The 18,055-nt window shown below is 69.6% G+C and carries 21 protein-coding genes; 7 read left to right on the top strand and 14 right to left on the bottom strand.

Annotated elements, in window-relative coordinates; genetic code table 11:
• The first annotated feature begins 99 nt into the window (after window positions 1-99).
• Complete coding sequence (locus ACQPWU_RS02780) at window positions 100-960, top strand: EamA family transporter (protein ID WP_433436752.1); 861 nt, start codon at window positions 100-102, stop codon at window positions 958-960.
• Window positions 961-969: 9 nt separating this feature from the next.
• Here ACQPWU_RS02780 and hemL read toward each other — a convergent pair whose 3' ends face one another.
• On the bottom strand, window positions 970-2,259 hold the full coding sequence (gene hemL / locus ACQPWU_RS02775) for a glutamate-1-semialdehyde 2,1-aminomutase (protein ID WP_433436751.1): 1,290 nt from the start codon (window positions 2,257-2,259) through the stop codon (window positions 970-972).
• Window positions 2,260-2,365: 106 nt separating this feature from the next.
• Between hemL and ACQPWU_RS02770 the strand changes: the two genes are divergently transcribed.
• Both ACQPWU_RS02770 and ACQPWU_RS02765 read left to right on the top strand, forming a co-directional pair.
• The gene (locus ACQPWU_RS02770; protein ID WP_360690456.1) at window positions 2,366-2,599 is read left to right on the top strand and encodes a type II toxin-antitoxin system VapB family antitoxin; all 234 of its coding nucleotides are present in this window, start codon (window positions 2,366-2,368) and stop codon (window positions 2,597-2,599) included.
• The gene (locus tag ACQPWU_RS02765; protein WP_433436750.1) at window positions 2,599-3,006 is read left to right on the top strand and encodes a PIN domain-containing protein; all 408 of its coding nucleotides are present in this window, start codon (window positions 2,599-2,601) and stop codon (window positions 3,004-3,006) included. The genes ACQPWU_RS02770 and ACQPWU_RS02765 overlap by 1 nt, the downstream gene beginning before the upstream one ends.
• Before the next feature lie 2 nt (window positions 3,007-3,008).
• Here ACQPWU_RS02765 and ACQPWU_RS02760 read toward each other — a convergent pair whose 3' ends face one another.
• The 6 genes from ACQPWU_RS02760 to ACQPWU_RS02735 all read right to left on the bottom strand — a co-directional run bounded on the left by ACQPWU_RS02760 (window position 3,009) and on the right by ACQPWU_RS02735 (window position 9,135).
• Window positions 3,009-3,638 carry a bifunctional DNA primase/polymerase gene (locus tag ACQPWU_RS02760; protein ID WP_433436749.1) on the bottom strand — a complete coding sequence of 210 codons (630 nt, stop codon included), beginning with the start codon at window positions 3,636-3,638 and terminating at the stop codon, window positions 3,009-3,011.
• 134 nt (window positions 3,639-3,772) lie between these two features.
• Window positions 3,773-4,756, bottom strand: a complete 984-nt coding sequence (gene hemB / locus ACQPWU_RS02755; protein WP_433436748.1) for a porphobilinogen synthase — start codon at window positions 4,754-4,756, stop codon at window positions 3,773-3,775.
• The gene (locus ACQPWU_RS02750) at window positions 4,753-6,258 is read right to left on the bottom strand and encodes a uroporphyrinogen-III synthase (RefSeq protein ID WP_433436747.1); all 1,506 of its coding nucleotides are present in this window, start codon (window positions 6,256-6,258) and stop codon (window positions 4,753-4,755) included. Before ACQPWU_RS02750 ends, hemB begins: the two co-directional genes overlap by 4 nt.
• 35 nt (window positions 6,259-6,293) lie before the next feature.
• Window positions 6,294-7,208: a hydroxymethylbilane synthase gene (gene hemC, locus ACQPWU_RS02745; RefSeq protein WP_433436746.1), complete on the bottom strand. Its 915-nt coding sequence runs from the start codon at window positions 7,206-7,208 to the stop codon at window positions 6,294-6,296.
• The gene (locus tag ACQPWU_RS02740; RefSeq protein ID WP_433436745.1) at window positions 7,205-8,461 is read right to left on the bottom strand and encodes a glutamyl-tRNA reductase; all 1,257 of its coding nucleotides are present in this window, start codon (window positions 8,459-8,461) and stop codon (window positions 7,205-7,207) included. Before ACQPWU_RS02740 ends, hemC begins: the two co-directional genes overlap by 4 nt.
• On the bottom strand, window positions 8,458-9,135 hold the full coding sequence (locus ACQPWU_RS02735) for a redox-sensing transcriptional repressor Rex (protein ID WP_433436744.1): 678 nt from the start codon (window positions 9,133-9,135) through the stop codon (window positions 8,458-8,460). Before ACQPWU_RS02735 ends, ACQPWU_RS02740 begins: the two co-directional genes overlap by 4 nt.
• A gap of 136 nt (window positions 9,136-9,271) precedes the next feature.
• On the opposite strand from ACQPWU_RS02735, the gene ACQPWU_RS02730 reads away from it, so the two are divergent.
• A complete protein-coding gene (locus tag ACQPWU_RS02730) occupies window positions 9,272-9,508 on the top strand; it encodes a glutaredoxin family protein (RefSeq protein ID WP_360690443.1) in 237 nt (78 codons plus the stop codon).
• Here ACQPWU_RS02730 and ACQPWU_RS02725 read toward each other — a convergent pair.
• On the bottom strand, window positions 9,498-10,976 hold the full coding sequence (locus ACQPWU_RS02725; protein WP_433436743.1) for an antibiotic biosynthesis monooxygenase: 1,479 nt from the start codon (window positions 10,974-10,976) through the stop codon (window positions 9,498-9,500). The genes ACQPWU_RS02730 and ACQPWU_RS02725 overlap by 11 nt on opposite strands.
• Window positions 10,977-11,154: 178 nt before the next feature.
• Here ACQPWU_RS02725 and ACQPWU_RS02720 point away from each other — a divergent pair, with 178 nt between their 5' ends.
• From ACQPWU_RS02720 to ACQPWU_RS02710, 3 genes are read left to right on the top strand one after another with little or no spacing between them, the layout of a single operon-like run.
• Window positions 11,155-11,817 carry a sigma-70 family RNA polymerase sigma factor gene (locus tag ACQPWU_RS02720; protein WP_433436742.1) on the top strand — a complete coding sequence of 221 codons (663 nt, stop codon included), beginning with the start codon at window positions 11,155-11,157 and terminating at the stop codon, window positions 11,815-11,817.
• A 59-nt stretch (window positions 11,818-11,876) separates the two neighbouring features.
• Window positions 11,877-12,512 carry a DUF5667 domain-containing protein gene (locus tag ACQPWU_RS02715; protein ID WP_433436741.1) on the top strand — a complete coding sequence of 212 codons (636 nt, stop codon included), beginning with the start codon at window positions 11,877-11,879 and terminating at the stop codon, window positions 12,510-12,512.
• Between the two features lie 19 nt (window positions 12,513-12,531).
• The gene (locus tag ACQPWU_RS02710) at window positions 12,532-13,401 is read left to right on the top strand and encodes an HAD family hydrolase (RefSeq protein WP_433436740.1); all 870 of its coding nucleotides are present in this window, start codon (window positions 12,532-12,534) and stop codon (window positions 13,399-13,401) included.
• 115 nt (window positions 13,402-13,516) lie between these two features.
• On the opposite strand, the gene ACQPWU_RS02705 is transcribed toward ACQPWU_RS02710, so the two are convergent.
• The 6 genes from ACQPWU_RS02705 to ACQPWU_RS02680 form a co-directional block, all read right to left on the bottom strand.
• Window positions 13,517-14,524, bottom strand: coding sequence for an LCP family protein (locus ACQPWU_RS02705; RefSeq protein WP_433436739.1), 1,008 nt, complete (start codon window positions 14,522-14,524; stop codon window positions 13,517-13,519).
• Between the two features lie 2 nt (window positions 14,525-14,526).
• Window positions 14,527-15,105, bottom strand: coding sequence for an RNA polymerase sigma factor (locus tag ACQPWU_RS02700; protein WP_360690431.1), 579 nt, complete (start codon window positions 15,103-15,105; stop codon window positions 14,527-14,529).
• Window positions 15,106-15,177: 72 nt separating this feature from the next.
• On the bottom strand, window positions 15,178-15,972 hold the full coding sequence (locus ACQPWU_RS02695; RefSeq protein ID WP_433436738.1) for an SDR family NAD(P)-dependent oxidoreductase: 795 nt from the start codon (window positions 15,970-15,972) through the stop codon (window positions 15,178-15,180).
• A gap of 63 nt (window positions 15,973-16,035) precedes the next feature.
• On the bottom strand, window positions 16,036-16,851 hold the full coding sequence (locus ACQPWU_RS02690; RefSeq protein WP_433445145.1) for a lysophospholipid acyltransferase family protein: 816 nt from the start codon (window positions 16,849-16,851) through the stop codon (window positions 16,036-16,038).
• A 77-nt stretch (window positions 16,852-16,928) separates the two neighbouring features.
• Entirely contained in the window at window positions 16,929-17,924 is a 996-nt protein-coding gene (locus ACQPWU_RS02685; RefSeq protein WP_433436737.1) for an NAD-dependent epimerase/dehydratase family protein, read from the bottom strand.
• Between the two features lie 24 nt (window positions 17,925-17,948).
• The gene (locus ACQPWU_RS02680; protein WP_018654693.1) at window positions 17,949-18,047 is read right to left on the bottom strand and encodes a 30S ribosomal protein bS22; all 99 of its coding nucleotides are present in this window, start codon (window positions 18,045-18,047) and stop codon (window positions 17,949-17,951) included.
• Window positions 18,048-18,055: the final 8 nt, after the last annotated feature.

Raw genomic sequence — 18,055 nt, 5'->3', positions numbered from 1 at the left:
AAGTCGAAGAAGCAGCAGTCCGGCTCCGTGTCGTACCTCAAGGTGCTCGCCGAGCAGGCCCGCGACCAGCGCATCCGCTACCAGAAGCCCGCTCGCTGAGTGCGCCCCCGCCACCTCGCCCTCGCCGTCGGCCTCGCGGCCGTCTGGGGCTTCAACTTCGTGGTCATGCAGGTGGGCCTGCGGCACTTCCCGCCCCTCCTGTACGCGGGAATCAGGTTCACGATGGCCGCGTTCCCCGCCCTGCTGTTCGTGGGGCGCCCAGGGGTCCCGTGGCGCTGGGTCGCCGGGGTGGCGGCGACCATCGGGGTCGGCCAGTTCGGTTTCCTGCTCGTGGGCATGCGAGCGGGCATGCCGGCCGGGCTGACCTCTCTCGTCCTGCAGATGCAGGCGCTGTTCACCGTGTTGTTCGCGGTGACGCTGCTCGGGGAGCGGCTCACCGCCCGCCGCGTCCTCGGACTGGCCGTCGCCTTCGGCGGCCTGGCCCTGGTCGCGCTCGACTTCGGCGTGTCGGGTCCGCTCGGCGCCTTCGCCCTCTGCGTGGCCGCCGCGGTCGCCTGGGGCCTCGGCAACGTGATCCAGCGCAGGGCCGCGCCGCCTGACTCGCTCCGCTTCATGGTGTGGGTCAGCGCCTTCTCCTCGCTCCCGCTCCTCCTTCTGTCGCTCTGGCTGGAGGGCGTGCCCACGTTGAGCCCGTCCGTGGAGGGCTGGCTGTCGCTCGTGTACGTGGCGTTCATCTCCACGCTGGGCGGCTTCGGCGTCTGGGGCTGGCTCCTGCGCCGGTACGACGCTTCGACGGTGGCGCCGTACACGCTGCTGGTGCCGGTGTTCGGCATGTCGTCGGCCGCCTTGATGACCGGCGAGCCGATCTCCTGGCAGAACCTGCTGGCGGCGGCCCTGATCGTCTCGGGCGTCCTGTACGCGGGCACCAAGCCCCGCCGCGCGCTCGTCACCGCGCGCTAGCCCGGACGGCTAGAGGACGGCGGCGGCGGCCTTCGCAGCAGCCGGAAGAGCGTCGGCGACGTGGTCGAGCGCCTCGTCGTCGTGGGCCGCCGACAGGAACCAGGCCTCGTACGCCGAGGGCGGCAGGTAGACGCCCTGGTCGAGCATGGCGTGGAAGAACGCGGTGAACGCGGCCGTGTTCTGTGTCTTGGCCTCGGTGAAGTTCGTCACCTCGGCGTCCGTGAAGAAGATCGAGAACAGGTTGCCCGCCCGCTGCAGCCGGTGCGGCACGCCCGCCGCGGAGAGCGCTTCGGAGGCGGCGTCGCCGACGGCGAGAGCGGCGGCGTCCACCCGCTCATATGCCTCGGCGTCAAGAGCACGCAGTGTGGCCAGCCCGGCCGCGCAGGCCAGCGGGTTACCGGACAGCGTCCCCGCCTGGTAGACCGGCCCCTCGGGCGCGAGCTGGGCCATGACGTCGGCCCGTCCCCCGAAGGCCGCGGCGGGCAGGCCGCCGCCCATGACCTTCCCGAACGTCATCAGGTCGGCTTCCACCGGGTCCAGGCCGTACCAGCCCGCGGACGAGACGCGGAAGCCCGTGAGCACCTCGTCGACGATGAGCAGCGCGCCGTTGGCCGTGCACAGCTCGCGCAGCCGCGCGTTGAAGCCTTCCTTCGGCGGGACGATCCCCATGTTCGCGGGGCAGGCCTCGGTGATCACACACGCGACCTCCACCTCCGCGAAGGCCGCCTCGACGGCCTCGATGGAGTTGTACGGCAGCACGATCGTGTCCACCGCCGACGCCCCCGTCACGCCTGGCGTGTCGGGCAGCCCGAACGTCGCCACCCCGGACCCTGCCGAGGCCAGCAGCGCGTCGACGTGCCCGTGGTAGCACCCCGCGAACTTGATCACCTTGGACCGCCCGGTGAACCCCCTGGCCAGGCGCACCGCGCTCATCGTCGCCTCGGTGCCCGAGCTGACCAGCCGTACCTTCTCCACCGGCGCCACCCTGGCGACGATCTCCTCGGCCAGCTCCACCTCGCCGGGCGTGGCGGTGCCGTACGAGAACCCGTTGGCGGCCGCCCCGGACACGGCCTCGACGACCGCGGGGTGGCGATGCCCGAGGATCATGGGGCCCCAGGAGCACACCAGATCGACGTACCGGTTGCCGTCCACATCGGTGATGTACGGCCCCTGGCCGGAGACCATGAAGCGCGGCGTCCCACCGACCGCGCCGAACGCGCGCACCGGGGAGTTGACGCCTCCGGGCACGATCTGGCGGGCGCGGGCGAACAGGTCCTCGGAATTCTGTGTACGGCTCACCCGACCCAGGTTAGCCGGATCAGCCACCGGTCCTCGGAGCGGGCGCATCGAAGGCTATAGTGATGATGTATGTAACCTTTAGTGGTTACCAACATCAGGAGGAAACGTGTCAGTCACTCAGATCGACATTGACGACGACGCCCTCAAAGAGGCCATGCGCATGATGGGGACGACGACCAAGAAGGAGACCGTCAACCTCGCCCTTCGGGAGTACGTCGCACGGGTCAAGCGGATCGAGGCGCTGGAGAAGCTGGCGGCCCGCGCCCAGCGCGGCGAGTTCGACGAGGTGTCCGCCGCGCGCCAGGCAGCGAAAGCAGCTTGGAAACAGGCCATCTCCTGATGACCTACCTCATCGACGCCTCCGCGCTGTGGTATCTCCTGCGGAACACCGAAGTGCTCGAGACGTGGGGTGAGCGGATCACCGCGCAACCGCTGCGGATCTGCGAGCCGACAAGGACGGAATTCCTCTATTCGGCCACAGGCCCTGCTCACAGGGACGAACTGGAGGACGAACTCAACACCCTCTGCGAACTCGCGCCCGTCCCCAAATCCGCCTGGCGATGGGTGGAGAACGCACAGTACAAGCTGACGCAGCGGGGACAGCACTGTTCTGCCGGAGTGGTCGATCTACTGCTGTGCGCCACGGCCGTCCACCACGGACTCACGGTGCTGCACGTTGACGACGACTTCGCCACAGTGGCGAAGGTCATGACAGAGGTGGACCAGCGCGACATCCGCCGGTTCTGACCTCAGTCGGCCAGCCACTCCAGGATGCGCAGCGGGTCGGGCAGCGGCCGGCCGTTCGGCGGGCGGAGCCAGGAGACGGGTTGGCCGGTGGGCAGGGTGGACGGCGGTGCGAGGACGTAGCTGTCGCGGCAGTGCCACCGCAGCCCGGGCGTGTCGTCGATCGTCGCCGGATCGCAGTCGAGGTGGCACGACCACCACTCGTCCTCGTCCTCGGGATTGCCGCGCGTGGCCACATAAAACAAGACCCGGTCGCCGTTGGCGGCGACCGGGCCGGGGTCCGCTCCCGCGTTGTCGATCCGGGTGAGGGCCGACAGGCCGAGGGCGAGCGGTACGTCGAAGATGTCGAAGACGCGACCAGTGGGCAGAATCACATTGGCCTCGGGCTCTGCCCGCCACCAGCGCGTCAGCTGGGCGGTGTCCGTCGTGGCCTGCATGTGCCAGGCAGGCGAGAGCGGATGGGCGCCCGGGTCTGGACAGCCGAGGCGGTCACAGGAACAGGCACGCGGCCCGTGTCGCAGCGGGTAGGCGCCCGGCACGACGGGCCAGCCCATGGCGGCGTATTCGAGCACGGCGCCGATGCGTGTCGGCCGCGCCCGCTTTCTGGTACGCCGAGCCAGTGGTACCCCCACCATGGTGTCTCCCGTCGAGTCCAGCGCCTGAGGAGGTCCCGGCTCCGGGGGCAGCAGCACTCACCACGCGGGACACACCAGCACTTGTTATCGCACTCTAACGCACACGCCTCACGAGTCGACGGGAAACCCCAAGGTTAGAGACGTCGTGCCACTTCCGTTGCCCAGTACGTGAGGATCAGATCGGCCCCGGCACGCTTGATCGCCACCAGCGATTCCATGATCATCCGATCCCGGTCGACCCAGCCGTTGGCCGCGGCCGCCTCGATCATGGAGTACTCGCCGCTCACCTGGTACGCCGCCACCGGCACGTCCACCTCGTCGCGGACGCGGGTGATGACGTCGAGGTAGGCCAGCGCGGGCTTGACCATGACGGCGTCGGCGCCCTCGGCGAGGTCGAGCCGGACCTCGCGCAGCGCCTCGTCCAGCGGCCCCGCGGGATCCTGCTGGTGGGTGCTGCGGTCGCCGAACTGCGGCGCGCACTCGGCGGCGTCGCGGAAGGGCCCGTAGAAGGCAGAGGCGTACTTGACCGAGTAGGACAAAATCGGGATATTTCCGTAACCGGCCCCGTCCAGAGCCGACCGGATCGCCCCGACCTGGCCGTCCATCATCCCGCTCGGCGCCACCATCTGCGACCCTGCGGCGGCCTGGGCCACCGCGATCGAGGCGTACCGCTCCAGCGTGGCGTCGTTGTCCACGTCGCCGGACGGGGTGAGAATCCCGCAGTGCCCGTTGTCGGTGAACTCGTCGAGGCACGTGTCGGCCATGACCACGATCGCGTCGCCGACCTCGGCGTTCACGTCACGGAGCGCCACCTGCAGGATCCCGTCGGGATCGTCGGCGGCCGAGCCCCAGGCGTCCTTCACCGCGGGGATGCCGAACAGTATGAGCCCGCCCACGCCCGCTTCCGCCGCCTCGCGCGCGGCCTTGCGCAGCGAGTCGCGAGTGTGCTGGAAGACGCCCGGCATCGAGGCCACGGGCTGCGGCTCGGCGATGCCTTCCTTGGCGAACAGGGGCAGGATCAGGTCGGCGGCGTGCAGCCTGGTGCCCGCCACCATCCGCCGCAGAGCGGGGCTGCGCCGCAGCCGCCGAGGCCGGGCGATGGGGAATTCAGCGCTCATTTGCCTCTCCTTCTGGCGCCCCGGCGGTTCTGCGAGGGCTTGCGCGGGCTGTCGCCCGCCGCCAGGGCCGCTTGACGCTGCTTGGCTCCGTACTCGGCCACGGCGGCCGCCAGAGCGGACGCGGACGGCTTGTCGGCCATGACGTCCACGCGGAGCCCGAACTCCTCGGCCGTCTTGGCGGTCTGCGGACCGATGACCGCGATCACGGTCACGTTGTGCGGCTTGCCCGCGATGCCCACCAGGTTGCGCACGGTGGACGACGACGTGAAGAGCACGGCGTCGAAGCCGCCACCCTTGATCGCCTCGCGGATGGGCGCGGGCGGCGGCGCGGCCCGCACGGTGCGGTACGCGGTGACGTCGTCGCACTCCCAGCCCAGCTCGGTGAGCCCGGCCACCAGCGTGTCCGTGGAGATGTCGGCCCGTGGCAGCAGCACGCGGTTGATCGGGTCGAGCATCGAGTCGTACGGCGGCCACTCGGCCACCAGCCCCTCGGAGGACTGCTCCCCCGACGGCAGCAGATCGGGCTTGACCCCGAACTCGACCAGGGCCCGCGCGGTCGCGTCGCCCACGGCCGCCACCTTGAGCCCCGCGAAGGCCCGCGCGTCGAGCCCGTATTCCTCGAACTTCTCACGCACGGCCTTGACCGCGTTGGCGCTGGTGAAGGCCACCCACTCGTAGCGGCCCGTGACGAGCCCCTTGATGGCGCGGTCCATTTGCTGCGGCGTGCGGGGCGGCTCGACCGAGATGGTCGGCACCTCCTCGGGCACCGCGCCGTACGCGACGAGCTGCTCGGACAGGCTCTGCGACTGCTCCTTCGTGCGGGGCACCAGCACCCGCCACCCGAACAGCGGCTTGGTCTCGAACCACGACAGCTTGTCACGCAGCCCCACGGCCTCGCCGACCACGATGAGCGCCGGCTCGGTGAACCCGGCGTGCTTGAGGTCGGCCTGGAGCCGGCCGAGCGAGGACACCACGGTGTACTGCTCGGTGGTGGTGCCGCCGCTGCTGACGGCGACGGGCGTGGTGTCGGGCTTGCCGCCCGAGATGAGGGCCTTGCCGATGACCACGGCGTCGGAGATGCCGTTGTAGATCACCAGCGTGCCGCGGCAGGCGGCGTGGACGGACCAGTCCTGCTCCTGCGCGGCGTCCACGACGCGGAACTCGGGCACGGAGGTCGCCGGGGGGATGCCCGCGTACGTGAGCACGGCGGTCGCGGGCGGCACGCCGGGCACGATCTCGAAGTCCACCTCCGCCGCGGTGCAGGCCGCGACCTCCTCGGTGATCGAGGAGAACAGCATGGGGTCGCCCTCGCACAGGCGCACCACGAGCTGCCCGCGCTTGGCGCGTTTGACCAGGTCGTTCTCGATGACCTCGACGTCTTCGCGGCAGTGGCGCAGCAGCGGGCGGTACGTTTCGTCGCCGAGCACCACGGCGTCGGCCTTGGAGAGCAACTCGGCGGCACGGAGCGTGAGCAGGTTGGGATCGCCGGGTCCCGCGCCCACGAACGCGACGAAACCGGAGGTTGGACTATCGGAGCTCAATGGGATTGCTCCCCCATCAATCTGTCGGCTCCTTCGGCGATCATCTCGGCTGCCAGGCGGCGGCCCAGGTTTACAGCCTCCGAAGGAGAGCCGGCGGCGGACTTGCGGACCGCCTCGCGGCCGTCGATGGAGACGACCACGGCGGTCAGGTTCAGAGTGTGCCCGTCATCGACCGCGAAAGCACCCACCGGAGCGGAGCAGCCGGCCTCTAGAGCCGACAGCACCGCTCGCTCGGCGGTCACCGCGGAGCGCGTGCGCGGGTCGTCGAGCACACTCAAGAACTCGATGAGGTCGGTCCTGTCGGACCTGCACTCCACGGCCAGCGCACCCTGACCGGGAGCGGGCAGCAACTCCTCCACCTCGAAGATCTGCGCGATGTCGGCGTCACGGCCGATCCTGGTCAGGCCGGCCGAGGCCAGCACGACCGCGTCGAGCTCACCTGAGGTTACCTTGCCGATACGGGTGTCGGCGTTGCCGCGGATCGGGACATACTCCAGGTCGGGGCGGAGCACGCTGAGCATGGCGATCCTGCGCGGCGAGCCGGTGCCGACCCTGGCGCCCGGCGCCAGGTCGGCGAACTTGCGCGGGCCGACCAGCGCGTCGCGGTGGTCGTGACGGGCGGGGATGGCGGCCAGCGTGAACTGGGGGTCCTGCGTGGTCGGCAGATCCTTCAGCGAGTGAACGGCGAAGTCGACCTCGTCCTCGAGGAGCTTGTCGCGCAGCGCGCTGACGAAGACGCCCGTGCCGCCGAGCTGTGCGAGGTGGGCCTTGGTGACGTCACCGAACGTCGTGACGCCGACCAGTTCGACCGCGCGTCCGGTGAGCCGGGTGTAGGCGTCGGCCACCATCTGCGACTGCGTGGTCGCCATCAGACTGCGGCGGGTCCCCAGCCGCAGAGCCCCCGACGTCACAGCTCCACCTCACTCACGGCCTCGGGCATCTTGGGATCGAGATTGAACAGCTCACGCAGCGCTTCCGCATAATGATCGCCTCCGGGGCAGGTGGCGAGCTGCTTGACACGCACAGTGGGCTCGTGAAGCAGTTTGTCAACGACCCGCTGAACGGTCATGGCGACCTCGTCCCGCGCCCGCTCGTCGAGGTTCGGCACGCGCATGAGGAGGCGCCCGAGCTCCGACTCGACCACGCTCGCCGCCTTGCTGCGCAGCGCCACCACGGTCGGGGTGACCTTGGCGGCCCGCTCGGCGTTGAGGTATGCGCGCAGCTCCTCGGCGACGAGCCCGCGTACGGAGGCCACGGAGTCGCCCTCGCGAGAGCCGATGCCGGACTGCTTGATCGTCTCCAGGTCCACCAGCGTGACGCCGGGCACGGCGCGCACGGCCGGGTCGATGTCGTGGGGAAGCGCCAGGTCCAGGAGGAACGCGGGCCCGTTCAGCATGTCGGGGGTGATGATGTGGCGACCGGCGCCGGTGCAGGTGATGACGATGTCGGCGTCGGGGAGTTCGTCGGCCACCGTGGAGAAGGTCACGGCCCTGCCGCCGACCGACTCGGCGAGCCGGGCGCCGCGCTCGAACGTACGGTTGGCCACCACGATGTCGGTGACCCCGGCGCGCGCCAGCGTGACGGCGGCCAGCGAGCTCATGGAGCCGGCCCCGATCACCAGCGCCCGCCGACCGGGCAGCTCGCCCGCCAGGGCCAGGCCGGCGGAGACGAGGGAGGGGCCGGCCTTGTCGATGCCGGTCTCGTGGTGCGCCCGCTTGCCGACCCGCAGCGCCTGCTGGACCAGCTCGTTGAGGGTGGCGCCGACGGTGCCGTGGCGCTGCGCCAGCTTGAACGCCTGGCGGACCTGACCGAGGACCTGGCCCTCGCCCACGACCATGGAGTCGAGCCCGCACACCACGGAGAACAGGTGCTCGACGGCCCGCTCCTCGTAGTGCACGTAGAGGTGCGGCGTCAGCTCCTCGACCGGGACGCCCGAGTGGACGCCCAGCAGGCCGGTGACGGCGGTCACGGCGGCGTGGAAGCGGTCGACCGTGACGTAGACCTCGACCCTGTTGCAGGACGAGACCACCATGGCCTCCGCGACGCATGGATCCTGCTGCACGTCGTGCAGCAGCTTGGCGAGCGCGTCGCCCGTGACCGAGACGCGCTCCAGCAGGGCCACCGGAGCAGTCCGGTGGCTGAGTCCGATAGCCAGAACACTCATTGACTGTCCATCGCCATGAGTGGCCCCCCAGCCTTGCGTTGCTCGTGGAACGCGAGAATCTGCAGTTCGATTGATAGGTCGACCTTACGGACATCGACACTTTCCGGCACAGAAAGCACAACCGGGGCGAAGTTTAGGATGCTGGTCACGCCCACGGAAATCACGCGATCGCACACTTCCTGCGCCGCTGCCGCCGGTGTCGCCAGAACCACGATCGAGACTCCACGCCGCTTGATGACGGCTTCCAGTTCGTCGATGTGTTCAACATTCAACCCCGCGATGGTGTCGCCCACCACTTCGGGGTCGGCGTCCACGAGGGCCGCCACCCGGAAGCCTCGGGAGACGAAGCCGCCGTAGTTGGCCAGCGCGCGGCCGAGGTTACCGACTCCGACGATCGCGACCGCCCAGTCTTGCGTCAGGCCGAGCTCACGGGAGATCTGGTAGACGAGGTACTCGACGTCATAGCCTACGCCTCGCGTGCCATATGAGCCCAGATGTGACAGATCCTTGCGCAATTTGGCGGAATTGACCCCGGCCGCCACGGCCAGGTCCTCGGAACTGACGGTCGCGACGCCCCGCTCGGCCATCCCGTGCAGCGCCCTGAGGTACAACGGAAGCCTGGCGACCGTCGCCTCGGGGATGCCGCGGTCACGGGATTGGGACGGGCTCTTCACGTGCCGGAGCTCCAGGGGACGGGCGGCTTGGGGACCGCGTGAACGGAATCGAACCGTCTTTCAGGTTAATCCCTTTGTGAACCGATGCACAAAGTCGTAGGGGGAGTAGGGGCAATACCAGGGGTACCGTGGGCGTATGCATCGCATCACCTTGCTCGGCAAGCCCGGCTGTCACCTGTGTGAGGACGCGCGCGCGGTCATCGCCAGGGTGGCGGGCGAGCTCGGCGTGCCGTGGGAGGAGGTCAGCATCGAGTCCTCCGAGGAGCTCCAGGAGAAGTACTGGGAGATGATCCCGGTCACACTGATCGACGGGGTGCAGCACGACTTCTGGCGGGTGGACGAGGCTCGGCTGAGGGCGGCCCTCAGTACATAGCCGTCGGCAGCGGCACCACCTTCGCGGCGTTGACGTTGAGCTCGATGACGTTGGTGGCCAGCACCATCGACTGCCGCTCGTTGACGAACCTCTCGACGTGCGGCTGGCGCTGGTGGTCGCGGTAGGCGACCTCGTCGCGGTAGAGCTCGTAGACGATGCGCTGCAGGTTGGCCGACTTGACCGCGTGGCAGGCGTACACGAGGGTGTCGGGCTCGCCGCGGCGCACGGCCTCGACGGTCGCCTCGGCCAGCCGGTCGAACGCCTCTCCGGCGCCGTCCATGAGCGTGAAGACGGTGAGCAGGCCGTAGATGCTCGGCGAGGGCTTGCTGGAGGCCGGCTGCTGCTGCGCCGCGGGCGAGAGCATCTCGGCGCCCGGATAGACCGCCCCCGTCGCCGGCATGGCGTAGTCGGGGCGCTGGGCCGGCGCCTGTCCCATGGGCGGCGCGCCGTTCATGATGTAGCCGGTCGCGGGCCCCGAGTCGGGCTGCGGCGCCATACGCGCGGCGTAGTCGACCTCCTGGTCGCCCGCGCGGTATTCGGCCACCAGGTCTCCCAGCCCCGATGCCCGGCGTGGCGGCGAGGGAGGCAGGCCGGGGGCGCCGGGCACGGGCTCGGGCATGCCCCTGTGACCCGGCTGAGGCTGCATGGGCCCCTGGTCGGGTCGCACAGGCCCTTGGTCGCGATACATGGGACGCTCCTCGTGGTGCTGCGCACGCTCGTCGCGGCGCTGAGAGCGATCGTCCCGGCGCGGGGACCTCTCGTCGTGGTCTGGACCGAAGTCGTCCTCGTCGTCGTCCTCGTACGGCGCCAGGGGCCGCAGCACGGTGTACCAGACGGCCGCCCCGGCGACGACGAGCAGCGCGGTGGTGAAGAGCGCGGCCACCGTGAACCTCATCGCGCCCACGAGCGCCAGCCCCGAGGGGACGATGACCAGGGCCGCGTGCATGTTGTCGGTGTCGTACTCGTCGCCCTGGCGCCACTTGAGCCCGGCGACCGCGAGCATGGCCAGCATGACCACCACGGCGATAGCGTGGACGCCGATCAGCAGGTAGTTCGGGAAGATCCCCCAGAAGTTGGAGCCCGCCGGCAGCGTCTTGCCCGTCACCTCGGCCTTGAGCGGGTCGAAGATCATGATCGTGCCGGCGACGATGGTCAGCGCGATGCCGAACAGCCATGCGAGGAACCTCGGCGGCACCTTCTCCGCCAGCAGCTGGATCAGGCCGACCGCCAGCCAGAGCGGCACCAGCATCGACCCCGTCACCTGGTAGAGACGGAACGTCACGCCGCCGAACCCGAAGATGTAGCCGATGCCGATCACACCGAGTGAAAGGCACAGCGCCACGACTGCAACGGTCCAGGCGATCAACCACCCCTCGGACTCGTCGCGAAGCCGTTGGATCAGGGCGCCGGCGGCGACCGCGGCCATGAGCGCACCGGCGAAAGCTATGACAGCAACGAGGATCTCCATGGTGACTCCAATGCTGCCGGACTATGCCTCCCAGCCGGTAGCCGAAGAGGGAAGGGGTCGGATGACACCGTATCCGGCGATTACGCCTAGTCATGCCAGCAAGCTGTGGATTGTGGAATTTCCGGATGATTTCTAGAGTGTTCGAGCACGCCGCACCCCTTACCCCTAGGGATACCGGATGCCTGACTCGTCACCGTTCGCCGGGCTGCTTGTGCCAGCGGTCGCTGTGCCTGCCCGGACGGGCGAGCCCGCCGTGCGCGAAGAAGTGCCGCCTGCCGTGCGCGAAGAAGTGCCCGACGACGTCCGCCTGCTGGTGCTGGATGCCAAGAGTGGATCCACGGATTCCTTTGGCACGCTCTATGACCGGTATGTGGACCTCGTCTACCGTTACATCTACTTCCGGGTGGGATCGCACCAATTAGCCGAGGACCTCACCAGCGAGACCTTCCTGCGCGCGCTGCGCAGGATCGGCGACTTCACGTGGCAGGGGCGCGACTTCGGCGCCTGGCTCGTGACCATCGCGAGGAACTTGGTCACCGACCACTTCAAGTCGGGGCGCTACCGGCTGGAGATCCCGACGGGCGAGATCATCGACGTGCCGCTCGACGGTTCGCACATTCCCGAGAACGCCGTGGTGAACGCCATCATCAACGACCGGATGCTGCGTGCCGTACGAGATCTCAATCCCGAACAGCAGGAATGCGTGGTCCTGCGCTTCCTGCACGGCCTCTCGCTCGCGGAAACCGCGCTGATCATGGGGAAGAAGAGTGGAGCGATCAAAGCGCTGCAGTTCCGCGCCATTCGGGCGCTGGCCAGGGCACTCAAGCACGACCTGGCGTAACCTCCCCCATCCGCGCGTCGTTAGTCAGATGTCACTACCGGAGCCGTCAGGGGGCTGTCATGGGTAGGGCGCGCAGTCGGCGGGAGCGCGTGCTCGAACACCTCACGGAGCTGCGCGACCTGCCTCTCGGCGGCGCCCCGGAGCCCGCCTTCCGCGAGCGCCTGCGGGCGCAGCTGGTTTCCGGCGTGCTCCTCGCCGAGGAGCCCGAGGCCGGGAAGCACACGCATCGCCGCCCGGCGCGCCGCCGGCCGCCGCTGTCGCAGCTGGCCACGTTAGGGCTGGCGGCGGCCATGATGGTCTCCGCCTTCGCCACGTACCAGTCGGTGCCGGGAGACTCCCTATATCCACTCAAGCGCGCGGCGGAGAGCACGCTCGTACGTCTCAGCAGCGACGACGCCGAACGCGGGGCGCGCGAGCTCGACTCGGCCCAGGCCCGGGCCAGGGAGGTCGCCAGCCTGCTCGGCTCGTCCGATGGAGGCCCGCTGGTCGACAAGACGCTGAAGGACATGGAGGAGTCCACGCGCGCGGGCATCAGCCGCCTCGAGCGGGCGGAGCCGCGCTCGACGAAGATCAAGAACTTCGCGCGGGACCAGAAGAAGGTGGTCGGGCCTATGCTCAAGCAGCTCGACGACTCCCAGCTGGCCCAAGCAGAGGGATACCTTGACTACATCAACGGTCTGGCCGCGCCTGACTAGGAAAGTAAGCTGGGGCCCTATGTGGCGGCTAATTCGACGACACCAGGTGGAGCCAGAGGCCGCAGGCGAGGCCGCGGCGCAGGCGGCGGCCACCGTCGCCCCTGTCGAGCCGGACCTCCAGGCGGCGGCCTTCTTCGACGTCGACAACACGATGATGCGCGGGGCCTCGATCTACCACTTCGCCAGGGGGCTGGCCACGCGTGGCATGTTCACGACCTCCGACCTGCTGAAGTTCGCCGTCGGGCAGGCGGTGTTCAGGCTGCGCGGCAACGAGAACCCCGAGCACATCGCGGTGGCCAGGGAGACGGCGCTGGCGTTCGTCGCGGGGGCCAAGGTCGATGACGTCGTACGCCTCGGCGAGGAGATCTACGACGAGGTCATGGCCGACCGCATCTGGGGCGGCACCAGAGCGCTCGCCCAGAGCCACCTGGACGCCGGCCAGCGCGTCTGGCTCGTGACCGCCACGCCCGTGGAGCTGGCCCGCGTCATCGCGCAACGGCTGGGCCTGACGGGCGCGCTCGGGACGGTCGCGGAGACCAACGACGGGGTCTACACGGGGCGGCTGGTGGGCGACCTGCTGCACGGGCCGGCCAAGGCGGAGGCGGTGCGCGCGCTGGCCCGCCGCGAGGGGCTCGACCTGACCCGCTGCACGGCCTACAGCGACTCGGCCAACGACCTGCCCATGCTCTCGCTGGTGGGTTCGGCGGTGGCCATCAACCCGGACAGCGAGCTGCGGGAGCACGCCAGGAAGCACGAGTGGCCGATCAAGGACTTCCGCACCGGCCGCAAGGCCACCCTCACGGCCCTGCCCATCGCCGCCGCCGCCGGCGCCGTAGCGGGCGGCGTCGCGGCGGGCATCGCCCTCCGCCGTCACTATCGGCGCCTCTAGCTGCTTTCCATCTTGTACGGCTGCGCACGGCCGGCCCACCCACCGCACGGGGCCGGGCTCTGTCCAGGGAGACGGTCGTGTGGTGTGCGGGGCCGGGCGCCGTTACGACGAACCGTTACCCGAGCCGTTTGAACAGCCGGCCGGCTTCCGGCTCCTTCCACTGCAACCGGTTCCGGTCCTCCGGATACGGCTCCCAGGGCACTGTCGTCAGGTCCACCTTGGTGTGGGACAGCTCAGTGGCCAGCTCGTACATGGATTCCAGGCTCAAATCCGTCTTGACCGCCTTGCGGACCTCCCCCAGGAAAGACTTGAGGCGGTCAGGCGAGGACATCCCCGACCGGACCTTCTTCAGCATCGACAACACGAGTGCCTGCTGCCGCTTGATCCGCGCGACGTCGGACCCGTCGCCGTAATGCCTCAGCCGGACATACCCGAGCGCCGCCTCCCCGTTGAGCAGCTGCTTGCCCGCGGGCAGCTTGAGCTTGGACGCCTTGTCGTCCACCGCCTCGGGCAGCGTGACCTCCACGCCCCCGAGCGCGTCGACCAGGCCCTTGAAGCCGGCGAAGTCCACCTCGACCGAGTGCTGGATCCGCAGCCCGGTCAGGGACTCCAGAGTGCGCTTGAGGCACTCGGCCCCGTCGGTGTCGTATGCCGAATTGATCATGCCGGTCCTGGCGGGCGACGAGCCGCAGCGTGGGATCGCGACCATGGAGTCACGCGGGATGCTCACCGCCGTGGCCAGGCCCCGGTCGGCGGGGACGTGGACGATCATGATGGTGTCGGAGCGCTTATCCCCGCCCTGCCTGGCCTGCATGGGCCCGTACTTGGCGTTCCCGGGCCCCTCTCGGATGTCCGAGCCGATCACCAGGACGTTCCTGGTCCCGCTCATGTCCACGGTCCGGCCCCCCGCGGGCGGTGCGGCAGTGTGGCGGTCGGCGATCAGGACGGTGGGCACGGCGACCGCGGCGGCCGTGGCGACGGCGACCAGCCCGGCCGTCCACCAGCCCGCCCAACGGCGCCGGGAACGGTCGCGCAGCAGGCGCTCGCGCTGGCGGACGAGCGTCGCGGGCGGCTCGTGCCCCAGCTCCCCTCCGAGGTCCCGGAGCAGCTTCAGGTCGTCCATCGTCACTCCTCCTCCATGGGGTTGGTGTCGCCGAGCGCGGCCCGCACCTTCCGCCTGCCCCTGTTGAGGCGGGAGCGCACGGTTCCGACGGGGATGCCGAGCGCCCGCCCGACCTCCTCATATGTGAGATCGCCCCAGGCGATCAGCAGCAGCACGTCGCGGTCCTTGGCGGGCAGTGCCGCGAGGGCCCCGGCCAGCTCGGCGCGGACGGCCTGGGCGGTCACCCCGGCGGCCACCCGGTCGGCGGGCGACTCGACGTCGGAGTCGACAGGGGCACGCAGGAGGGCGCGGTAGCGGGCGGCCTCCTTGCGGTGGTGCCGGGAGATGAGCTTGGTGAGGATGCCGAAGAGCCACGGCCGGGCGTCCGGGTACGCCAGGTCGTAGCTCTTCCTGCGTGAGAAGGCGATCAGGAACGTCTCTCCGACGAGGTCCTCGGCGGGCTCGGGGCCGAGGCGTTTGGAGACGTACCTGTAGAGCATGGCGGAGTAGCGGTCGAACAGCTCGGCGAACGCCTCGGGTTCGGTCCACGAGGCGTTCACGAGCTCCGAGTCCGCACCCCTGGTGGCGGGTTGCGTGATCATCTCCGCCCTTCTGTGGGGGATCGGTCACGGATGTCTTGCCGCAACCCGCCTCCAGGGTTCACGCGGCAGGAGTCAGAGCTCTTTGAGCTGGCCTCCGTCGATCACGAACGCGGCGCCGGTCGTGCTGCCCGAGCGCGGTGACACGAGCAGGGCGACCGCGTCGGCGATCTCCTGCGGGTGGACGAGCCGCCCGGTGGCGAGCTTCATCATGGCAGGAGCGACCTCGGAGATCACACTGTCCTTGTCCGAGCCGGCCATGCCCGCGATGACCTCGGCCGCGCCGCCCTCCTTGGTCCACCAGTCGGTGAGTACGGGGCCGGGCGTCACGGTGTTGACCCTGACGCCCTGGGGGCCGTACTCCTCGGAGACGGCCTTGCCGACGTGGCTCAGGGCCGCCTTCGCGGCGCCGTAGTCGACGTTCATGGCGCCGGGCTGCCTGGCCATGGTGGAGGAGACGTTGACGATCGAGCCGCCGCCCCGCTCGACCATGAGGGGCACGGCGGCGCGGATCATGCGTACGGCCGAGAACAGGTTGAACTCGAACATCGCGCGCCAGTCGTCGTCGCCGGGGGTCATGAACCCCACCTGCGGCAGCGTCACCCCGGGCGGCGGGCCGCCGGCGTTGTTGACCAGGATGTCCACCCCGCCGAACTCCTCCACGGCCCGTGCCACGACCCGCGCGGGCGCCTCGGGGTCCATCAGGTCGGCGGCCACGTGCACGACCTTGTCGGGCCATTCGTCCGTACGGGTCCGCGAGACGGCCACGACGTGGGCACCCTCCTCGGCCAGGGTGCGCGCCACGGCCAGTCCGATGCCCTTGGACGCGCCGGTGACGACGGCGACGCGGCCGGAGAGCTGAAGATCCATGGGATTCCTTCCGGTGTTCAATGAGCGAATCGCCCTATGAACACCGGAGGCCCCGCGCCGGTTTCACAGAAGGGGCGGGAACGCGTGTCCTCTGCGCAGCCGCAGCTCGTTCAGCATCTGCTGGATGACCTCGCGTACGTGGTCGGTGAGGTTGAACACCAGCATGGGGTCGTCGGCAGCCGACGGCTCGTACTCGTCGGTGCGGATCGGCTCGCCGAACTCGATCATCCACTTGGACGGCAGCGGCATCAGCCCGAGCGGCCCGAGCAGCGGGAAGAACGGCGTGATCGGCAGGTAGGGCAGCCCGAGCAGCCTGGCCAGGAACTTCAGGTCGCCGACCTTGGGATAGATCTCCTCCGCCCCGACGATCGCGGTCGGCACGATCGGCACCCCGGCGCGGATCGCCGAGGCCACGAAGCCGCCGCGGCCGAACCGCTGCAGCTTGTAACGCTCGGCGAACGGCTTGCCCACGCCCTTGAACCCCTCGGGGAACACCCCGACCAGCTCGCCCTTGCGCAGCAACCGGTCGGCGTCCTCGGGGCAGGCCAGCGTGTGGCCGGTCTTGCGGGCCAGGTGGCTGAGCACCGGGAGCTGGTAGACCAGGTCCGCCCCGAGCAGCCGCAGCGGCCTGCCTGCCTCGTCGTGCAGGGCCACCTGCAACATCAGCGCGTCGAGCGGCAGCGTGCCGGAGTGGTTGGCGACGACCAGCGCCCCGCTCTCGCCGGGGATGTTCTTCAGCTGGACCGTCTCCACCCTGAACCAGTCGGTGTAGAGAGGCCTGATCAGCTCGAGGATCACCTTGTCGGTCAGCTCGGCGTCGTAGCCGAACTCGTCGACCTCGTAGTCGCCCTCGACGCGCCGGCGAAGGAAGGCCAGCATCCTGGCCACGCGATCGGGCTTCTCGAAAGACGGCGCCGCGCTGATCGGGATCACGCGAGCGTCGTGATGCGCAACGCTCAACTCCGCACACCTCCGAACGGGTGGAGGCCGCGTGTGCGCAGGAAGTCGTCGAACGCCGCCCCGGTCGTGAACTTGGGCTTCCAGCCGAGCGCCGCCTCCAGCGCGGAGGTGTCGACCGCGCGGCCATGGCACAGCAGCCTGACCTGCTCGGGCGAGTATTCGACCAGCCCCATCCTGCGTGCGGTGTCGCCCAGCACCTTGAAGGCGGGCGAGGGCAGCGGCAACGACGGCCGCCCCGCACGCCTGGCGCACTGCGACAGCAGCAGCACTCCTGCCCCGGCCACGTTGAACGTGCCAGGGTGGTCTTCGGTCGCCATCCGGCGCAGCACCTCGACCGCGTCGTCCTCGTGGACGAACTGCAGCCGCGGGTCGAAGCCGAACACGGTCGGCAGCACCGGCTGGGTGAAGTAACGCGTCAACGGCGAGTCGACGCCAGGTCCCATGAAGTTGGCGAAGCGCAGCATCGACACCGTCACGTCGGGGCGACGGCGCGCGAAGCCCCGCACGTAGCCCTCGACCTCGGCCGCGTCCTTGGCGTAGCCGTGGGTGGGGCCGTCTTGGGGCTCCAGGTCCTCGGTGAACACCGCGGGATCCCGTGGCGACGAGCCGTAGACGGCGGTGGTGGAGCGCACCACCACGCGCCGCACGGTCGCCGACCGCTGGCAGGCACCGAGCAGCTGCATGGTGCCGATGACGTTGTGCTCTTTCATCGCAGCCCTGCCACTGCTCCGCGAAGGAGCACTGACCAGGCTCATGTGCACAACGGTGTCGATGTCGGCAGCCGCGATCACCTGAGCGATGTCAGGGCTGCGCAAATCCACGCGGACGAACTCAGTCCGGCCGAGAGAGATGCCGCCGTCCCGCATCAGCGAGGGGGGCGGCACGGTGTCAACTCCAATGACGCGGCTGATGTCCGGGTCGGAAGACAGAACGCTCGCCACCCGGGCGCCTATGTGGCGCGAGACCCCGGTGACAAGCACGGTGTGGGTCATCAGCGCGCCTCGCAGCTGCGTAGGTTACTTCTTGTTACGCCGCTGGATGCGCGTCTTCTTGAGCAGCTTGCGGTGCTTCTTCTTAGCCATCCGCTTGCGGCGCTTCTTGATCACAGAGCCCACGGGACCCC

It is taken from the genome of Nonomuraea sp. CA-141351 (assembly GCF_050944675.1).
Lineage (GTDB): Bacteria > Actinomycetota > Actinomycetes > Streptosporangiales > Streptosporangiaceae > Nonomuraea.
This window is presented reverse-complemented; position numbering and strand designations above follow the sequence as displayed.